The organism is Pantoea conspicua (assembly GCF_002095315.1).
Lineage (GTDB): Bacteria > Pseudomonadota > Gammaproteobacteria > Enterobacterales > Enterobacteriaceae > Pantoea > Pantoea conspicua.
Genome location: NZ_MLFN01000016.1, coordinates 51,067 through 68,462 on the forward strand (window position 1 = coordinate 51,067; position 17,396 = coordinate 68,462).

At 57.4% G+C, this 17,396-nt stretch carries 17 protein-coding genes, 1 pseudogene and 1 other annotated feature; of the genes and pseudogenes, 5 read left to right on the top strand and 13 right to left on the bottom strand.

What is annotated here, in order from left to right:
• Positions 1 to 188 precede the first annotated feature (188 nt).
• The 9 genes and pseudogenes from hisIE to hisL all read right to left on the bottom strand — a co-directional run bounded on the left by hisIE (position 189) and on the right by hisL (position 7,563).
• Positions 189 to 800, bottom strand: coding sequence for a bifunctional phosphoribosyl-AMP cyclohydrolase/phosphoribosyl-ATP diphosphatase HisIE (gene hisIE / locus HA41_RS08195; protein ID WP_094120356.1), 612 nt, complete (start codon positions 798 to 800; stop codon positions 189 to 191).
• Positions 794 to 1,570: an imidazole glycerol phosphate synthase subunit HisF gene (gene hisF / locus HA41_RS08200; protein WP_094120357.1), complete on the bottom strand. Its 777-nt coding sequence runs from the start codon at positions 1,568 to 1,570 to the stop codon at positions 794 to 796. The genes hisIE and hisF overlap by 7 nt, the downstream gene beginning before the upstream one ends.
• Positions 1,552 to 2,289 carry a 1-(5-phosphoribosyl)-5-[(5-phosphoribosylamino)methylideneamino]imidazole-4-carboxamide isomerase gene (gene hisA / locus HA41_RS08205; RefSeq protein ID WP_094120358.1) on the bottom strand — a complete coding sequence of 246 codons (738 nt, stop codon included), beginning with the start codon at positions 2,287 to 2,289 and terminating at the stop codon, positions 1,552 to 1,554. Before hisA ends, hisF begins: the two co-directional genes overlap by 19 nt.
• Complete coding sequence (hisH, locus tag HA41_RS08210) at positions 2,289 to 2,879, bottom strand: imidazole glycerol phosphate synthase subunit HisH (RefSeq protein WP_031375355.1); 591 nt, start codon at positions 2,877 to 2,879, stop codon at positions 2,289 to 2,291. The genes hisA and hisH overlap by 1 nt, the downstream gene beginning before the upstream one ends.
• A complete protein-coding gene (hisB, locus tag HA41_RS08215; protein WP_094120359.1) occupies positions 2,879 to 3,946 on the bottom strand; it encodes a bifunctional histidinol-phosphatase/imidazoleglycerol-phosphate dehydratase HisB in 1,068 nt (355 codons plus the stop codon). Before hisB ends, hisH begins: the two co-directional genes overlap by 1 nt.
• Entirely contained in the window at positions 3,943 to 5,019 is a 1,077-nt protein-coding gene (gene hisC / locus HA41_RS08220; RefSeq protein WP_094120360.1) for a histidinol-phosphate transaminase, read from the bottom strand. Before hisC ends, hisB begins: the two co-directional genes overlap by 4 nt.
• Positions 5,016 to 6,319: pseudogene (hisD, locus tag HA41_RS08225) on the bottom strand (histidinol dehydrogenase). Before hisD ends, hisC begins: the two are co-directional and overlap by 4 nt.
• Positions 6,320 to 6,322: 3 nt before the next feature.
• Positions 6,323 to 7,222: an ATP phosphoribosyltransferase gene (gene hisG, locus HA41_RS08230; RefSeq protein WP_031375359.1), complete on the bottom strand. Its 900-nt coding sequence runs from the start codon at positions 7,220 to 7,222 to the stop codon at positions 6,323 to 6,325.
• 197 nt (positions 7,223 to 7,419) lie between these two features.
• Positions 7,420 to 7,540 (bottom strand) — a sequence feature (His leader region).
• Entirely contained in the window at positions 7,516 to 7,563 is a 48-nt protein-coding gene (hisL, locus tag HA41_RS20685) for a his operon leader peptide (protein ID WP_100396937.1), read from the bottom strand. It overlaps the preceding feature by 25 nt.
• Before the next feature lie 179 nt (positions 7,564 to 7,742).
• Here hisL and HA41_RS08235 point away from each other — a divergent pair, with 179 nt between their 5' ends.
• Entirely contained in the window at positions 7,743 to 8,570 is an 828-nt protein-coding gene (locus tag HA41_RS08235; RefSeq protein ID WP_094120361.1) for an SDR family oxidoreductase, read from the top strand.
• A gap of 167 nt (positions 8,571 to 8,737) precedes the next feature.
• Here HA41_RS08235 and HA41_RS08240 read toward each other — a convergent pair whose 3' ends face one another.
• Genes HA41_RS08240 through puuD form a run of 3 tightly spaced genes read right to left on the bottom strand, consistent with a single transcriptional unit; the run spans position 8,738 to position 11,352 of the window.
• A complete protein-coding gene (locus HA41_RS08240) occupies positions 8,738 to 10,015 on the bottom strand; it encodes an NAD(P)/FAD-dependent oxidoreductase (RefSeq protein WP_094120362.1) in 1,278 nt (425 codons plus the stop codon).
• Positions 10,016 to 10,034: 19 nt separating this feature from the next.
• Positions 10,035 to 10,592 carry an HTH-type transcriptional regulator PuuR gene (gene puuR, locus HA41_RS08245; RefSeq protein WP_094120363.1) on the bottom strand — a complete coding sequence of 186 codons (558 nt, stop codon included), beginning with the start codon at positions 10,590 to 10,592 and terminating at the stop codon, positions 10,035 to 10,037.
• Complete coding sequence (puuD, locus tag HA41_RS08250) at positions 10,585 to 11,352, bottom strand: gamma-glutamyl-gamma-aminobutyrate hydrolase (protein ID WP_094120364.1); 768 nt, start codon at positions 11,350 to 11,352, stop codon at positions 10,585 to 10,587. Before puuD ends, puuR begins: the two co-directional genes overlap by 8 nt.
• Positions 11,353 to 11,556: 204 nt before the next feature.
• Between puuD and HA41_RS08255 the strand changes: the two genes are divergently transcribed.
• The gene (locus HA41_RS08255; RefSeq protein WP_094120365.1) at positions 11,557 to 12,972 is read left to right on the top strand and encodes a glutamine synthetase family protein; all 1,416 of its coding nucleotides are present in this window, start codon (positions 11,557 to 11,559) and stop codon (positions 12,970 to 12,972) included.
• Between the two features lie 379 nt (positions 12,973 to 13,351).
• A complete protein-coding gene (locus HA41_RS08260) occupies positions 13,352 to 14,710 on the top strand; it encodes an APC family permease (protein ID WP_094120366.1) in 1,359 nt (452 codons plus the stop codon).
• A 52-nt stretch (positions 14,711 to 14,762) separates the two neighbouring features.
• Here HA41_RS08260 and ygbI read toward each other — a convergent pair whose 3' ends face one another.
• The gene (ygbI, locus tag HA41_RS08265; RefSeq protein ID WP_094120367.1) at positions 14,763 to 15,524 is read right to left on the bottom strand and encodes a DNA-binding transcriptional repressor YgbI; all 762 of its coding nucleotides are present in this window, start codon (positions 15,522 to 15,524) and stop codon (positions 14,763 to 14,765) included.
• A gap of 268 nt (positions 15,525 to 15,792) precedes the next feature.
• On the opposite strand from ygbI, the gene ltnD reads away from it, so the two are divergent.
• A complete protein-coding gene (ltnD, locus tag HA41_RS08270) occupies positions 15,793 to 16,698 on the top strand; it encodes an L-threonate dehydrogenase (RefSeq protein ID WP_094120368.1) in 906 nt (301 codons plus the stop codon).
• The coding region (gene otnK, locus HA41_RS08275) for a 3-oxo-tetronate kinase (RefSeq protein ID WP_143807294.1) at positions 16,698 to 17,396 on the top strand (699 nt) is incomplete at its 3' end. The genes ltnD and otnK, both read left to right, overlap by 1 nt.

Consider the following 17,396-nt stretch of genomic DNA (forward strand, 5'->3'; position numbering starts at 1 on the left):
TGTCTGGGATGCTGGATTTTGATTAAAGCAGCATCCCGCCAGACACCGTTAATACACCACTGGAGAGTTAACATCATCGTGCCTGTTGAGCAATATTTTGCTCAAAAATAGCGCTAAGGGTCCTTTTTGAGAAGGATGCTGCTCAAAATCGTCGACTCACTCTGATTTTGAGCAGCTTATTGCACATTTTACTGATGGCGGGCGCGCAGGTTGTTGATCACCGCGCTGAAGTCGAGGTCCTGATCCTGCAACAGCACCATCAGGTGATAGATCAGGTCAGAGGCTTCATTGGTCAGCTCATGACGATCGTTAACTGTGGCGGCCAGTGCGGTCTCAACGCCTTCTTCACCCACTTTCTGCGCAATGCGCTTGGTGCCGCTGGCATAGAGCCGGGCGGTGTAGGAGCTTTCCGGATCGGCGCTTTTACGCGACGCCAGCAACTGCTCCAGCTGATAAAGAAAGGTCCACTCCGATGCTGCCGGTGAGAAACAGCTGGAGGTGCCGAGATGGCAGGTCGGACCGATCGGGTTCGCCAGCACCAGCAGCGTATCGTTATCGCAGTCAGGCGTGATGCTGACCACCTGCAGAAAGTTGCCGGAGGTCTCGCCTTTAGTCCACAACCGGTTTTTGGTGCGGGAGAAAAAGGTGACGTTGCCTTCGGCAAGGGTTTTCTCCAGCGCCGGCTGATTCATATAACCGTGCATCAGCACTTCGCCTGAGACGTTATGCTGTACAATCACCGGTATCATGCCCTGGGTTTTGTCCCAGTCAAGCTGGGTCAGTTGTTGTTCGGTTAGCACGCGCGAATCTCCACTCCGTTGTCGATCAGGAAGCTTTTCAGCTCACCAATATTGATAATCTGCTTATGGAATACCGAGGCTGCCAGCGCACCATCGACGTTAGCGTCAGTAAACGCCTCCAGAAAATGGGGCATGGTTCCGGCACCGCCAGAGGCGATCAGCGGTACGTGGCAGACTTCACGCACTTTCTTCAGCTGTACCAGGTCGTAGCCATTACGCACGCCATCCTGATTCATCATGTTGAGTACGATTTCACCGGCACCCAGTTTCTGTACTTCCTGCACCCACTCCAGCGTTTCCCACTGTGTCACCCGGGTACGGGCTTCATCGCCGGTGTACTGATTAACCTGATACTTGCCGCTGGCTTCATCGAACCAGGTATCAATACCGACCACAATGCACTGTACGCCAAAACGATCAGCCAGCCGGGTAATCAGCGAGGGATCGGCCAGTGCCGGTGAGTTAACCGAGATCTTGTCCGCACCAAATTCCAGAATGCGCGCCGCGTCTTCCGGCGTTTTAATGCCGCCTGCCACGCAGAACGGAATATCGATCACTTCCGCGACCCGCGACACCCAGCTCTTATCAACGACCCGGCCATCAGACGACGCGGTAATGTCATAAAATACCAGCTCATCGGCGCCTTCTGCAGCATAGCGCTGTGCCAGCGGAACGATATCGCCAATGATCTCGTGATTGCGAAACTGCACGCCTTTCACCACCTGGCCATCACGTACATCAAGACAGGGAATTATCCGTTTTGCCAGCATGAGATAGCCTCCGAAACTGTGAATTTACCTTCCAGCAGCGCACGTCCGACAATCACGCCCTGGACGCCACTGCCGCGCAGGGCCGCAATATCTTTAAGTTCACCAATGCCGCCCGAAGACTGGAAGGCAATCTCCGGGAAGCGAGCGGTCACTTCCTGGTAAAGCGCAACGTTGGAGCCGGTCAGGGTCCCGTCACGTGAAATATCGGTGCACAGCACATGCTTCAGGCCCGCCGGCTGAAAATCGGCAATCACCTGTTCCAGTGTGACGCCTGCCGCTTCCTGCCAGCCGCTGATCGCCACTTCTTTGCGGTTATTAGCATCAATGCGCACGTCCAGCGCCAGCACAATCGCCTCTGCGCCAAACTCGGCAAACCAACGCTTCACCTCGTCAGGCTGCTTTACCGCGGTTGAGCCCACCACCACCCGGCTGGCACCGGCGTCCAATAGCGCTTTCACATCATCACGATGACGAATACCGCCGCCAACCTGCACAATCACGTCGACGCCGTCGAGCAGGGTTTTCAGCAGCGCAATCTGCCGCTTCGCCGGATCTTTCGCACCGGTTAAGTCCACCAGATGCAGCACCGTGGCACCTTCCTGCGCATATTGCTGCAGGCGCGGCAGCGGCGCGCTGCCGTAATCGCGCTGCTGGCCATAATCGCCCTGATGCAGACGGACCACTTTGCCGTCGATTAAATCTAACGCGGGGATAATCATTACATCTCCAGGAAGTTTTTCAGCAACTGCGCGCCCGCTTTGCCCGAGCGTTCCGGGTGGAACTGGACGCCAAAGAAATTATCTTTCTGCACCGCCGCGGTGAAGGCTTCACCGTAGTGACACTGGGCGATGGTGCTGGCATTAACCGGCATGGCGTAGCTGTGGACAAAGTAGAAGTAGCAGCCTTCATCAATCCCGCGGAACAGGTGATTGCCCGCCTGCGCGGTAATCTGGTTCCAGCCCATGTGCGGCAACGGCAGGCCGTGCGTGTCCATCAGCGAGACCGGCTGATCGATGATACCCAGCGTCGGCACGCCGCCATTTTCATCACTGCCGCGTCCCAGCAGTTGCATCCCGAGACAGATGCCCAGTACCGGCTGGGTACAGGCTTTGACCAGATCGATCAGGTCACGCTCCTCCAGCTGGTTCATTGCCGCCTGCGCCGTGCCTACGCCCGGCAGAAACAGTTTGTCGGCGCGCAGCACCACATCGGGATCGCGGCTGACTTCCGGGGTGTAACCCAGACGTTCAATCGCCCATTTCACCGACGAGAGGTTGGCGCAGCCGGTATCCATGATCACCACGTTCATCACAGCACTCCTTTCGAGCTCGGCAGCGTATTACCTTCAACGCGGATCGCCTGGCGCAGCGTGCGGCCAAAGGCTTTAAACAGGCTTTCGACGCGGTGATGATCGTTCTTACCTTTGGTTTTAAGATGCAGGGTGCTCATCATGGCGTAGGAGAGCGAACTGAAGAAGTGCTCAACCATCTCGGTACTCAGGTCACCGACGCGCTGATAGTTGAATTCCGCTTTAAATTCGATGTGCGGGCGGCCGGAAATATCCAGCGCACAGCGTGCCAGACACTCATCCATCGGCAGCACAAAGCCAAAACGGCCAATGCCACGCTTATCGCCCAGCGCTTTGAGTAATGCTTCACCCAGCGCCAGGCCGGTATCTTCTACCGTGTGGTGATCGTCGATGTAGAGATCGCCTTTCACTTCGATATGCATGCGAAAACCGCCGTGCACCGCAATCTGGTCCAGCATGTGGTCAAAGAACCCGACGCCGGTGTTAATTTTGCTGCCGCCTTCGCGGTCCAGCCACAGCTCGACCCGCACCTGGGTCTCTTTGGTATTACGCTGCACCAGCGCATAGCGGTCGCGCTGGGTCAGACGCTGCTGAATGGTCTGCCAGTTCTCGCCGTCCGCGCCATAACGGATCGGCTGAATACCCATGTTCTCCGCCAGCTGCACGTCAGTCAGGCGATCGCCAATCACGTAACTGTTGGCGATATCCAGCGCGCCTTCGGCCAGCCAGGCTTCGACCATTTTGGTTTTCGGCTTACGGCAGTCACAGTGGTCAGCCGGCAGGTGCGGACAGATCAGCACGTCGTCAAACGCGATGCCCTGTGAGGTCAGCACCTGCATCATCAGGTTATGGGGGCCGTCAAAGTCTGCCTGCGGGAAGCTCTGGGTGCCGAGCCCATCCTGATTGGTGATCATCACCAGGCGGTAACCCGCGGCCTGCAGCGCCAGCAGTGCCGGAATGACGTCAGGCTCAAACGCCAGTTTGTCCATCCGATCCACCTGATAATCTTCAGGCGGCTCAGAGATAAGGGTGCCGTCGCGGTCAATAAACAGGGTCTTCTGGCTCATGCTTGCTCCACAGATAAGGCTTGCAGCGCGGCGATTACACGTCCGCACTCTTCATGCGTGCCGATGGAGATGCGCAGGCATCCCGACAGGCCCGGATTTTTGTTCTGATCACGCAGGATAATGCCCTGATCCCATAAGGTTTTGAAGACTTTTGGAGAATCGGTAAAGCGCGCCAGCACATAGTTAGTCTCGCTGGTGAAAACCTGCTCAACGCAGGCGATTTGCGCCAGCTCCGCCAGCAGCCAGCTGCGATTTTCATTAAGCTGCGCCACGTGTTCGCGCATCAGGGCGATACCTTGTTCGCTCAGCGCCTGACCGGCAACATCTGCCACCGGGGTGGCCAGCGGATAGGGGGCGATCACCTTCATCAGCAGATCGATTACCGGTTTGTTAGCCAGCGCAAAACCACAGCGCAGACCAGCCAGCGCAAAGGCTTTCGACAGGGTGCGCAGGATCACCAGGTTTGGATAATCCTTCAGCCAGCTGGTCAGGGTCGCCTGCGGACAGAATTCAATATAGGCTTCATCCGCCACCACCAGCGCTTTGCCAGCGGTCATCGCCAGCAACTCACGGATATCATCCTGATTGATCAGGTTACCGGTCGGATTGTTCGGGCTGCAGAGGTAAACCACCTTCACGCCCTCCAGCTGATCAGCGATGGCGGGCAGATTAAGCTGCCAGTCGGCCAGCGCAGGCACCGTACGGTACTCAATGCCGATGGTTTCCGCACTGACGCTGTACATGCCGTACGTTGGCGGGCAAAACAGAATCGCATCCTGGCCCGGCTCACAAAATGCCCGCATGATCAGTTCAATCGCCTCGTCGGCACCGCGGCTGACCAGCACCTGTTCCGGTTGCAGTCCGGCATAGGCGGCGTAACGCTCAATCACTATTTTGGGCTGGCATTCCGGGTAACGGTTCAGCGTCTGCTGTGACAGCTCAAACGGCACCGGCAGCGGGAATTCGTTGGCATTGAGCCAGACATCACCGTTGCCACCCAGCCGGCGCGCCGACTGGTAAGGCGTCAGGGCGCGAACGTTGGCGCGCGCCAGTTGTTCAATATTCTGGCTCATGCTTGCTCCTTCAGTGCGGCAACGCGCAGAGTGACGGCATTTTTGTGGGCATCCAGCTGCTCGGCGGCCGCCAGCGTTTCAATCGTCGCGGCCAGGTTGAGGAAGCCCTGCGGCGTCAGCTCCTGTACCGTCATACGCTTCTGGAAATCAGCCAGACCCAGGCTGGAACAGGTCGAGGTATAACCATAGGTCGGCAGCACGTGATTGGTACCGGAGGCATAGTCGCCCGCGGATTCCGGCGACCAGTCGCCGAGGAATACTGAACCGGCACTGGTAATTGATTCCACCAGTTGGCGCGGCTGACGGGTCTGCAGGATCAGGTGCTCCGGGCCATACTGATTTGAAATCTCCACACACTGCTGCAGATCGCGCGCCACAATCAGACGGCTGCTCTCCAGCGCCTGACGGGCAGTGGCGGCTCGCGACAACTGCGCCAGCTGCTGCTCAACCGCCTCAGCTACCGCGTCGGCCAGCGTGCGTGATGGCGTCAGCAAAATCACCTGTGAATCGGGGCCGTGCTCGGCCTGCGACAACAGATCCGACGCCACGAAAGCGGGTGTCGCGCCCTCATCGGCAATCACCAGCACTTCTGACGGACCGGCAGGCATATCAATCGCCGCCCCATCCAGTCGCTGACTCACCTGACGTTTCGCTTCGGTTACCCAGCGTTGCCCGGACCAAAAATTTTATCTACCCGCGGAACCGTTTCAGTGCCGAAGGCGAGGGCGGCAATCGCCTGCGCACCGCCAACCTGAAACACCTCTTCGACGCCACACAGCTGAGCAGCATAAAGAATCTCATCAGCAATCGGCGGTGGTGAGCAGAGCACCACGCGACCACAACCGGCGATGCGGGCTGGTGTTGCCAGCATCAGCACGGTAGAGAACAGCGGCGCAGAACCGCCAGGGATATAGAGTCCGACCGATTTCACCGGGCGGGTGATCTGCTGGCAGCGTACGCCGGGCTGGGTTTCAACATCCACCGGCGGCAGGATCTGCGCATTGTGGAAGGTTTCGATGTTGGCCACCGCCACCGCCATCGCCTGTTTCAGCGTATCGCTGAGCCGGTCACTGGCGTCGCTGATTTGCTGCGGCGTCACGCGCAGATTCTCAACCTGCGCCTTATCGAAGCGGGCGCTGAAGTCGCTTAACGCCTCGTCGCCACGGGCCTTCACCTGCTCCAGCACTTCACGTACCGTCTGGGTCACATTCTCTGAGGCGGCAATAGCCGGACGTAACAACAGCGCCTGCTGCTGTTCTGCGCTGCATTGCTGCCAGTCAATCGGGGTAGAAAAGGCCATGGCTTACTCCATCATCTTCTCAATCGGCAGCACCAGAATCGAACTGGCACCCAGCGCTTTCAGTTTTTCCATCGTTTCCCAGAACAGGGTTTCGCTGCTCACCATGTGCATCGCTACACGGCTGACATCACCGGCCAGTGGCAGCACTGTCGGGCGCTCGGCACCGGGCAGCAGGCTGATCACCTCTTCCAGCCGCTCGCTTGGCGCGTGCAGCATGATGTACTTCGATTCACGCGCTTTAATCACGCCCTGAATACGGGTCATCATCTTGTCGATCAGTTCCTGTTTGGCGGCTGGCATTTCGCCGTCGCGCTGAATCAGCACCGCTTTCGAGCGGTAAATCACTTCGACTTCGCGCAGACCATTGGCTTCCAGCGTGGCACCGGTCGAGACCAGATCGCAGATCGCATCCGCCAGACCGGCGCGGGTGGCGACTTCAACGGAACCATTCAGCATACAGGTTTTGAAACTGACGCCTTTTTTATCGAGATACTGCTTTAACAGGTGCGGGTAAGAGGTGGCGATGCGGGCATTATCGAGGCATTGCGGGCCGGTATATTCATCATCAACCGCCATCGCCAGCGACAGGCGGCAACCGCCGAAATCGAGACGACGCAGGGTGAAGTAACGCGGGTCTTCGCCCTGAGCACGACGTGACAGAAGTTCTTCTTCCAGCACGTTCTCGCCAATGATCCCCAGATCGACCACACCATCCATCACCAGGCCAGGAATATCGTCATCACGCACTCGCAGGATGTCGATCGGCATGTTCTCCGCAAACGCAATCAGGCGCTGTTGCTGAAGGTTGATTTTAACGCCGCAGCGCGCCAGCAGTTCGCGTGAATCATCACTTAAACGGCCAGATTTCTGCATAGCTATGCGTAAACGGGTGTTATCTAACATGGTTCCTGTCCTCTTTAAGCCTATTCCAGTAGGCGTATATTGTTGCAGTCAGTCTGGTCACGGACAGTGCGCAACAACCGGAACGTACACGCAGTACGTGAGGATTGTGAGCACTGCCCAGGGCCAGAGTGGCAAATAAAATAGCCTGATGGGATAGGCTACTATTCCTGTCCTGATTGCTGGATTTGCGTCAGCCCATAAAAAAACCCCCGGAAGACGATCTTCCGGGGGTTCTCTTGCGTTCGCACCACTGGAAGATCTTGAAAGTCTTCCAGCACCAATCGCCTGAAAGACTAGTCAGGATGATGGTGGTGGTGATGGTTGAACTGAACGCGTGTCATAGTAATTCCGTCGATGAATGAGTATTCATTTGTGAGGTTTAACCTAGCGAAGATGACCGCGATTGGCAACCCTTTTTTAACCAGGCGGTTCGGAAAGCACTGAAACAGGTTGTTCTGGTTTGCATTCCGGGGGCAAACTACGTTGAAGTCAGGGTTGATGTTTCACGCCAGGAGTCAAAATGAAGAAGGTCGCAATTGTGGGGCTGGGTTGGTTAGGTATGCCGCTGGCTACGGCGTTAACCGCACGAGGCTGGCAGGTCACCGGCAGCAAAACCACGCCGGATGGGGTGGACGCGGCGCGCCGCTGCGGCATCGAAGCCTTTCAACTGGCGCTGACGCCGGAGCTGGAGTGTGATGCCGCCGACGTCGAGCCGCTGTTCAATGTGGATGCGCTGGTGGTCACGTTACCGGCCAGCCGCACCGCAGAAGGGGGCGAAGCCTATCTGCAGGCGGTACAGAACGTGGTGGATAGCGCGCTGGTCTATAACGTGCCGCGCATCATCTTTACCAGCTCGACCTCGGTGTATGGCAGCGAATCTGGTATCAAACGCGAAACCAGCCCGCTACTACCCGAGACCGTCGCCGGCAAAACGCTGGTGAAACTGGAGAACTGGCTGCACGATCTGCCGGGCACCAGCGTCGACATTGTTCGTCTCGCCGGGCTGGTGGGGCCGAAACGCCACCCGGGCCGGTTTCTGGCCGGTAAGCAGGATGTCGCGAACGGCTCACAGGGCGTTAACCTGGTACATCTGGATGACGTGGTAGAGGCGATTACGCTGCTGCTGCAGACGCCAAAAGGGGGACGGGTTTATAACCTGTGCGCTGCAAAACATCCGTCGCGTGATACCTTTTATCCGGCGGTCTCGCGTCAGCTGGGGCTGCAGCCGCCACACTTCGCGCCGGAAACCGGCAACGAGAGTGGCAAACTGATTGACGGCTCACGCATCTGCGCCGAACTGGGCTTTGAATATCGCTACGACGATCCGGTGAAGATGCCGCTGGAGTAAAACGGGCGCTGCTGTTCCGGGCGTGGCGCGCCACCGGAACAGCAATCAGGTCTGACAAAAGCCTGTCATTCATAGTTACAACATACTAAAACATACAATAACTGCCAGAGCCTGCCCCGACAGTACACTTCAGCGGAGCTTGTCGGGCAGGTGTCGCTGCTGCCTCATCACACTCCTAACCGATCGCGAATCGCGTACCACACCGCGCCCATCGCCGTCAGCGGTACCTTAAAGCGTCGTCCGCCGGGAAACGGCAGGTGAGGGAGTCGGGCGAAGGCGTCAAAGCGCTCAGCATCACCGCGCAACACTTCACTGATCAGCTTGCCGGAGAGATGGGTGCTGGTGACGCCGTGACCGCTGTCGCCCTGCATGAAGTAGACATTATTCTCCAGCCGGCCAAACTGCGGCATACGTGACAGCGTTAACAGAAAGTTACCGCTCCAGCTAAAATCCAGCTTTACGTTCTGCAACTGAGGAAACGTGCGGCGCAGCTTTGGCCGGATCAGCGCCTCAATATCGCCCGGTTCGCGTGCGCCATACACCACGCCACCGCCATACAGCAGCCGGTTATCGGCGGTCAGACGGAAATAGTCGAGCAGATAATTACAATCTTCCACGCAATAATTATTCGGCAACAGCGACAGCGCCTGATCGGGGGACAGCGGCTCGGTAGCGACAATCTGTGAGCCGCACGGCATACTTTTACCGCTCAGACGGGGTTCAACCTCACTGGCCAGGTAGGCGTTACCGGCGAAAACCACGAACTTTGCGTTCACCTCGCCGTGCGCGGTTTTCACCCGATTCGGTGAACCATAGGCCACCTTCAGCGCGGCGGACTGTTCATAGATGCGTCCGCCGTGTCGCCGGATCGCTTCCGCTTCGCCGAGTGCCAGATTGAGCGGATGCAGATGGCCGCCACGGCGATCCAGTAGCCCGCCGACGTAGCGATCGGTCGCCACCTCACGGCGAATGCCGCGCTCATCCAGCCACTCCAGATCATGATTGCCATACTGTTGCCATAACGCTTTCTGTTTACGCAGGTGCGCCATCTGGCGAGCATTCAGTGCGGCAAAAATACCGCCAGGCCGATAGTCGCAGGCGATGGCGTAACGATCAATACGATCGCGGATGATCGCTGCACCCTCAAACATCATGCTGCCCAGCATGCGTGCGCTCTCTTTACCGTAACGCTGTTCGATCACGTCCACATCGCGGCTGTAGGAGTTGACCACCTGACCGCCGTTGCGTCCGCTGGCACCAAAGCCAATACGCGCCGCTTCCAGTAATACCACCTCGTAACCCGCTTCAGTCAGATGCAGCGCCGCTGACAGGCCGGTAAAACCGCCGCCAATGATACAGACATCACACTGAATGCTCTCCTGCAATATCGGCCAGGGTTCATGCGGATTGGCGGTCGCCGCGTAATAACTCTCCACGTAATTCATCATTACCTCCTTGATGCGCTCAGAAATTGGCAGGCGTATGGGCACTGACAATGCGGCAGGGTACGTCAGACGTATTGGTAAAACTGTGCGGCAGACCGGTATCAATCACGTAACTTTCACCGGCGTACAGGTGAAAACTCTGGCCACTAATCACCAGGGTAATCTCACCCTCCAGCAGCGTGCCGGTCTCTTCACCAGGATGACGTAGTTTTTCGCCGGTGCTGGCACCGGGTTGATAGGTTTCCAGCAGCATCCCCAGTGAGCGCTGCGGATTGCCGTTTTCAACCAGCTTCAGCGAGACGCCCTGGCTGCCGATTTCCAGTAAATCCTCGGAACGGACAATCGTTTTTGGCGTGGCATCGGCTTTCGGTTCGGAGAAAAACTCCGACAGAGAAAGCCCGTACACTTTTAATAGCTTCTGTAAGGTGCTGACCGCCGGGCTGACCTTATCCTGCTCAATGGTGCTGATGGCGCTGTGGGTCAGGCCCGCCAGTTCGGCAACGCGACGCTGTGACAAACCCAGCGCCTGACGGATCTCAGACAGCCGGCGTCCGGGGGCCAGCGTGACGTCATTCATGATCTTTTTCCTTGTGAAAACGCAGCGCAGCCTGGATAAAACCGTCAAAAAGCTGGCGCGATCCGGTAGCGCGATCCGCCTGCCATTCCGGATGCCACTGCACCGCCAGCGCGAAAGGATGATGTCGCAGGCTGACCGCTTCAATCAGTCCATCCGGTGCGCGTGCCTCAATTCGTAACTGCGGGCCGGGTTCCCGGATGCCCTGATGATGCAGAGAGTTAACCTGCAGTGGCTGGGTGCGGTCGAGCAGTGTCGCAAGCAGGCCATCCGCTTCAATTATCACCGGATGCGTCGGGGCATACTGTTGATCCAGCGGCTGCGTCTCATCTTCATGATGACGCTGAAATTGCGGCGGCTGACTGAGGTCGCGCCACAGCGCGCCACCATTTGCCACCACCAGTTCCTGCATCCCGCGGCAGATACCGAACATCGGCATTTTTCGGCTGGTGGCGTAAGTAATCAGCTGAAAGGCAAGACGATCGCGGCCCGGATCGGCGTGCGGCTCGTCACCAGCTTCACCGTAATGCCAGGGTTCGATATTGCTCGGACTGCCGGTCAGCAGCAGGCCATCCAGCACCGTCATAGCGTTTTCTGATAGATGAGGCGCATTGAGCAGACTGTGGGGCAGGGCAAGCGGCACACCGCCCGCGAGGATCACCGCATCGAGATATTTGTTGTGAACGGTCTGCGTCGGATGGCCACCGATATGGCTCTGACACATCACTACGCCAATCAAAGGCTTGTCAAAAATAATGCCCATCTCACGTCCTCGCATCGCTGTTCGAAATATCTACCGAAAGGGCACGTCTGGCGGTTAAGTGTGCAATATTTTGTCAATCTAGCAATCTGCTGTTTATTCTTCAAACAGAATTGTTACATTTGCACACTTTTTATGTTGGCGCTATGTTAGAGGAGTGGCTGTTATTTTGAGCATTGCGCAAACCGAATAGGGGCGGGTGAGATCATGACTAACCTGGTAGAAGTGGAAGACTTCACGCTTCACAGTGAAGAGAAACGAACCAGCGCGTTTCAGCTTGAGGTGAAAGCCTGGCTGGAGCGCCATCCTGAAACGCAGTATGTCGACATCCTGTTAAATGATTTAAACGGTGTTTTTCGCGGTAAGCGCATTCCAGTCTCAGCGCTGCCAAAGCTGGAAAAGGGGTGTTATTTCCCCGCCTCGGTGTTCGCCATGGATATCCTCGGCAACACGGTGGAAGAAGCCGGGCTCGGACAGTCCCTCGGCGAACCTGACAACCTCTGTCTGCCCGTGTTGGGCACCTTAGTTCCCTCCGCTTCCGATCCTCAGCACATTGCACAACTGCTGCTCACCATGTGCAACCAAGATGGCACTCCCTTTGACGTTGAACCCCGAAATGTCCTTAACCGGCTGTGGCAACAGCTGCGTAACCGAGGTCTGTTTCCGGTGGTAGCGGTAGAGCTGGAGTTCTATCTGGTCGACAAAAAGCGCGATGCCGAAGGCTTCATCCAGCCGCCGTGCGCGCCGGGCAGTGATGAACGCAACATGCAAAGCCAGGTCTATTCGGTCGACAACCTCGATCACTTCGCCGATGTCCTGCGCGACATTGACGATCTGGCGCGTCAGCAGGGCATTCCCGCCGATGGCGCGCTGGCTGAAGCGTCGCCAGGCCAGTTCGAAATCAACCTGCATCATACCGGTGACGTGCTGCGCGCCTGCGATCACGCGGTGCAGCTGAAACGGCTGATTCGTCAGGTGGCGGAAAATCACGGCATGACCGCCACCTTTATGGCGAAACCGTATGAGGAGTATGCGGGCAGCGGTATGCATGTGCATATCAGTATGCTGGATGCGGCCGATCACAACGCGTTTGCCTGTGACGACGGCAGCGACTCGCCGCTGATGAAACGGGCGCTGGCCGGAATGATCGATCTGATGCCCGCCTCAATGGCGCTGCTGGCCCCTAACGTGAACGCCTATCGCCGCTTTGTACCGGAAGCTTATGTGCCGTTACAGGCGTCGTGGGGCCATAATAATCGCACCGTGGCGCTGCGGGTACCTTGCGGTGATATAGATAATCACCGCATTGAATACCGGGTCGCGGGCGCGGATGCCAACCCTTATCTGGTGGTGTCGGCGATGCTGGCCGGGATGCTGCATGGGCTGGATACCCCGCTACCGTTGCCGCAACCGGTGACCGGCAACGGTCATCATGCCGAAGGACTGGCGTTGCCGATCCGGCAGAGCGACGCGCTGTATGAATTCGACAACAGCTATCCGCTGCAAAAGTTGCTCGGTGAACGTTTTGCCCGAGTCTGGTATAGCTGCAAGCATTATGAACTGATGCAGTTTGAACGGTTGATCACCGCCACGGAGATAGACTGGATGCTGAAGAACGCCTGACAATCTTTTTTTGCATCCGGTGCCCCGGTGGCTTGTATTTCTGCCCTGCAATGGGGCAGAATACGCGGCCTGCAAAATCAGACCATAACCGACGCTCACCGCGCCGGTTATTTTTTTGCATCCTGTTTTAACAGATGGTTTTTCGCTGACTTAACCGAGGCCGGGCACGCACCCGGATAGATAAACACTGAAAACACGCGTAAGCGTGAGATTGAGGATACAAAGATGGGGATGCTTTCCACACTGCCAGCTCAGGCTGGTGCGCGCTTTCGTGATGACTACGGCGCCGCGTTGATCACCAACCTTACTCCCTGTCGCTTAATGCGCAGTTGCCCTGTGACCCAACCCAGCCAGGTTGTTGCGCATGGGGGACTGAAGCATGTCGCTTAATACCTCCGCTGCACCACAGCGTGCACAGCTGAAAAAAACGCTAACGTTACTTCCGGTCGTCATGATGGGCTTAGCCTACATGCAGCCTATGACCCTGTTCGATACCTTTGGCATCGTATCCGGGCTGACCGACGGTCACGTCGCCACCGCTTATGCTTTCGCGCTGATTGCGATTCTGTTTACCGCTGTGAGTTACGGTAAGCTGGTACGCCGCTTCCCCTCTGCGGGCTCCGCTTATACCTACGCTCAGAAGGCGATCAGTCCGCACGTCGGCTTTATGGTCGGCTGGTCATCCCTGCTGGACTATCTGTTCATGCCGATGATCAACATCCTGCTGGCGAAAAACTATTTTGAATCGCTGGTGCCCGGCATCCCTTCGTGGATTTTCGTGGTGCTGCTGGTCGGATTTATGACGCTCTCCAACCTCAAGGGCATCAAAACCGTCGCCAATTTCAACAGCGTGATCGTGGTGCTGCAGGTGATTGTCATGATCGGCATTACGGCGATGGTGATCTACGGCGTAGCGAACGGCGTCGGTGCCGGTACGCTGGCGAGCAGCAAGCCGTTCTGGTCTGAGAATGCGCACGTTGTGCCGATGATCACCGGGGCGACGATACTCTGCTTCTCGTTCCTGGGCTTTGATGGCATCAGCTCGCTGTCGGAAGAGACCAAAGATGCAGAACGGACCATTCCGCGTGCGATTTTCCTGACGGCGCTGATTGGCGGCGTGATCTTTATCATCGCCTCCTACTTCCTGCAGCTCTACTTCCCGGACATCACCCGTTTCCAGGACCCGGATTCCTCACAGCCTGAAATCATGCTGTTTGTTGCCGGTAAAGCGCTGCAGGTCGGCATCCTGATCTTCTCGGTGGTCACGGTACTGGCATCCGGTATGGCAGCGCATGCTGGCGTATCGCGTCTGATGTATGTGATGGGTCGTGATGGCGTATTTCCGGAGCGTTTCTTCGGTTACATCCATCCGAAGTGGCGCACTCCGTCGCTCAACGTGCTGCTGGTCGGTGCGATTGCGCTGATGGCGATTAACTTTGATCTGGTGACCGCGACGGCGCTGATCAACTTCGGTGCGCTGGTGGCCTTCACCTTCGTTAACCTGTCGGTGATCGCCCAGTTCTGGATCCGTGAGAAGCGTAACCGCACGCTGAAAGATCACTTCCAGTATCTGCTGCTGCCGCTGCTGGGTGCGCTGACGGTCGGTGCTCTGTGGATAAACCTGGAAGAGAGTTCGATGGTGCTGGGCCTGATCTGGGCTACCATCGGGATTATCTATCTGGCGTTTGTGACCCGCAGCTTCCGTAATCCGGTGCCGCAGTTTAGCGAAGAGATTTAATCGCCCGACACCTCGCCGCCTTCCGCTGTTATCCGGGAAGGCGGCGAGAGCCTCAGCCAGCCAGCACCAGTTCACAACTGCCCGCGCTTAACGCTGCTCGTCCCGTCTCACTCAACTGACTGTCTGTCACCACCAGATCAAACGTCTCCAGCGGCAAGGCCAGAAAGGTCGCAATCTTGTTGTATTTCGAACTGTCGCTCAATAATACCCGTTTACTGCTCACCTCACTGACCGTCTGCTTCACCGTTACCTTATCTTCATCCGGGGTAAACAGTCCGCGTGGCCCCCAGCAGGAGGCGGAAATAAAGGCGATATCAATCGCCAGATGACGCAGGCTGCGCGCCGCCGACTCGCCGACGCAGGAGCGGTTTTCACGGCATACCGTGCCGCCGGTATGGATCACCCGGCAGTGGCTGGCTTCCATCAGCAGATTGGCCACCATAAAATCGTTGGTCACCACCAGCAAATCATCCCGATCCACCACTTCCCGTGCCAGCGCCAGCGTGGTGGTACCGGCATCCAGATAGATGCAGCTATTGCGCGGAATGTGCTGGGCGGCATAACGACCAATGGCGCGCTTCTCATCATTATACAGGCCGCTTTTGGTCAGGTGTGACGGTTCGGCCGCCAGCCGATCCGCCGACCGCACGCCACCCGATACCGACAGCACCGCACCTTGCTCCTCCAGCTTTTGCACATCACGACGGATAGTCATGTGTGACACGCTCAGCCGCTCGGTGAGTTCAGCAATGCTGACTACACCCCGATCGGCGACCAGCGCCAGTATCTGTTGATGACGTTCAACCGGAATCATATTCCCTTCCTGAGATTTATCATTTTTTCACATTGTAAAGCATCAGCCTGTTAACAAGAACAATAATTAACAGCCCACAATTGCCATCTTTTCGTTAACCTGGCCCGTCAGGCCCGATGAGTCTGCGTGAGTGAGGAGTGTTAATAATTGTTCCTGCTCACAGCACAGATGTTTTTTTGTGAGAAGAGACACATTTTTACCGGCATAAAGCTGGCAGGATTAACAGTAACAAACAAATAATCACTTAATTTAACAGTGGAGGCTGACAGTGCCAGTCGAAAATATCTGTGTTATCGGGTTAGGTTCTATGGGCATGGGTGCCGCGCAATCCTGTATCCGCGCCGGTCTTAACACCTGGGGCGTCGATCTCAATCCCGCCGCGCTGGAGACTCTGCGACAGGCGGGCGCGCGTGACGCGCAACCCTCCGCCGCCCGCTTTGCTGACCAGCTCGACGCGGTGCTGCTGCTGGTGGTGAATGCGCAACAGGTCAACGCCATTCTGTTCGGGGATGATGGCCTGGCGGCGAAACTGCGGCCCGGCACGGCGGTGATGGTTTCATCGACGCTTTCGGCGCAGGATGCGCAGCAGATTGAACAGCGGCTGGCAAAACAGCAGTTGCTGATGCTGGATGCGCCGGTTTCAGGTGGGGCCGCTAAAGCCGCCAGCGGGGAGATGACGGTGATGGCATCCGGCAGTGAAGCGGTCTTTACGCAGCTGCAACCGGTGCTGGATGCTGTCGCCGCGAAAGTCTATCGGGTAGGCAGTGAGATTGGCCTCGGCTCCACGGTCAAAATTATTCATCAGCTGCTGGCCGGGGTGCATATCGCGGTCGGTGCAGAAGCGATGGCGCTGGCCGCGCGCGCCGGTATCCCGCTGGAAACCATGTATGAAGTCGTCACCAACGCCGCCGGTAACTCGTGGATGTTCGAAAACCGTATGCGCCACGTGGTCGACGGTGACTACAGCCCGAAATCGGCGGTCGATATCTTCGTCAAAGATCTCAATCTGGTGGCGGATACCGCCAAATCGCTGCACTTCCCGCTGCCGCTGGCTTCAACCGCGCTCAATATGTTTACCGAAGCCAGCAACGCCGGTTATGGCCGGGAAGATGACAGCGCGGTGATTAAGATCTTCAGCGGCATTACCCTGCCACAGGGTAAGGAGAAGAGCTGATGCGTCTTGGAGTGATAGCCGACGATTTTACCGGCGCCACCGACATTGCCAGTTTTCTGGCTCAGAACGGCCTGAGCACGATTCAGTTCAATGGCATCCCCGACAGCGAGCAGGCAGCAGAGGCGCAGGCGATTGTGATCAGCCTGAAGAGCCGCTCCTGTCCGGCCGAACAGGCTGTTTCTCAGTCGCTGGCGGCGCTGGCGTGGTTACAGCAACAGGGCTGCCAGCGCTTTTACTTCAAATACTGCTCCACCTTCGACAGCACCGTGCAGGGCAATATCGGCCCGGTGACTGATGCGTTGCTGGCCGCGCTGGGCGAAACCCAGACGGTGATCTGTCCGGCACTGCCGGTAAATGGCCGTACGGTCTATCAGGGTCATCTGTTTGTCGGCGATCAGCTGCTGTCTGACTCCGGTATGCGTCATCATCCGGTGACGCCGATGCACGACAGCAATCTGCTGCGTCTGATGACGGCGCAGGCCAAAGGCAAAGCCGGGTTGATTCGCGCCGCGCAGGTCGATCAGGGTGCGGAGTCCGTGCGTCAGGCACTGGGCCAGCTGGCGGAGCAGGGCATTAACTATGTGGTGATCGATACCCTGAATGAACAACATCTGCTTACCCAGGGCGAGGCGCTGCGCGATCGGCGGCTGGTCACCGGTGGTTCCGGGCTGGCTATCGGGCTGGCGCGTCAGTGGGCG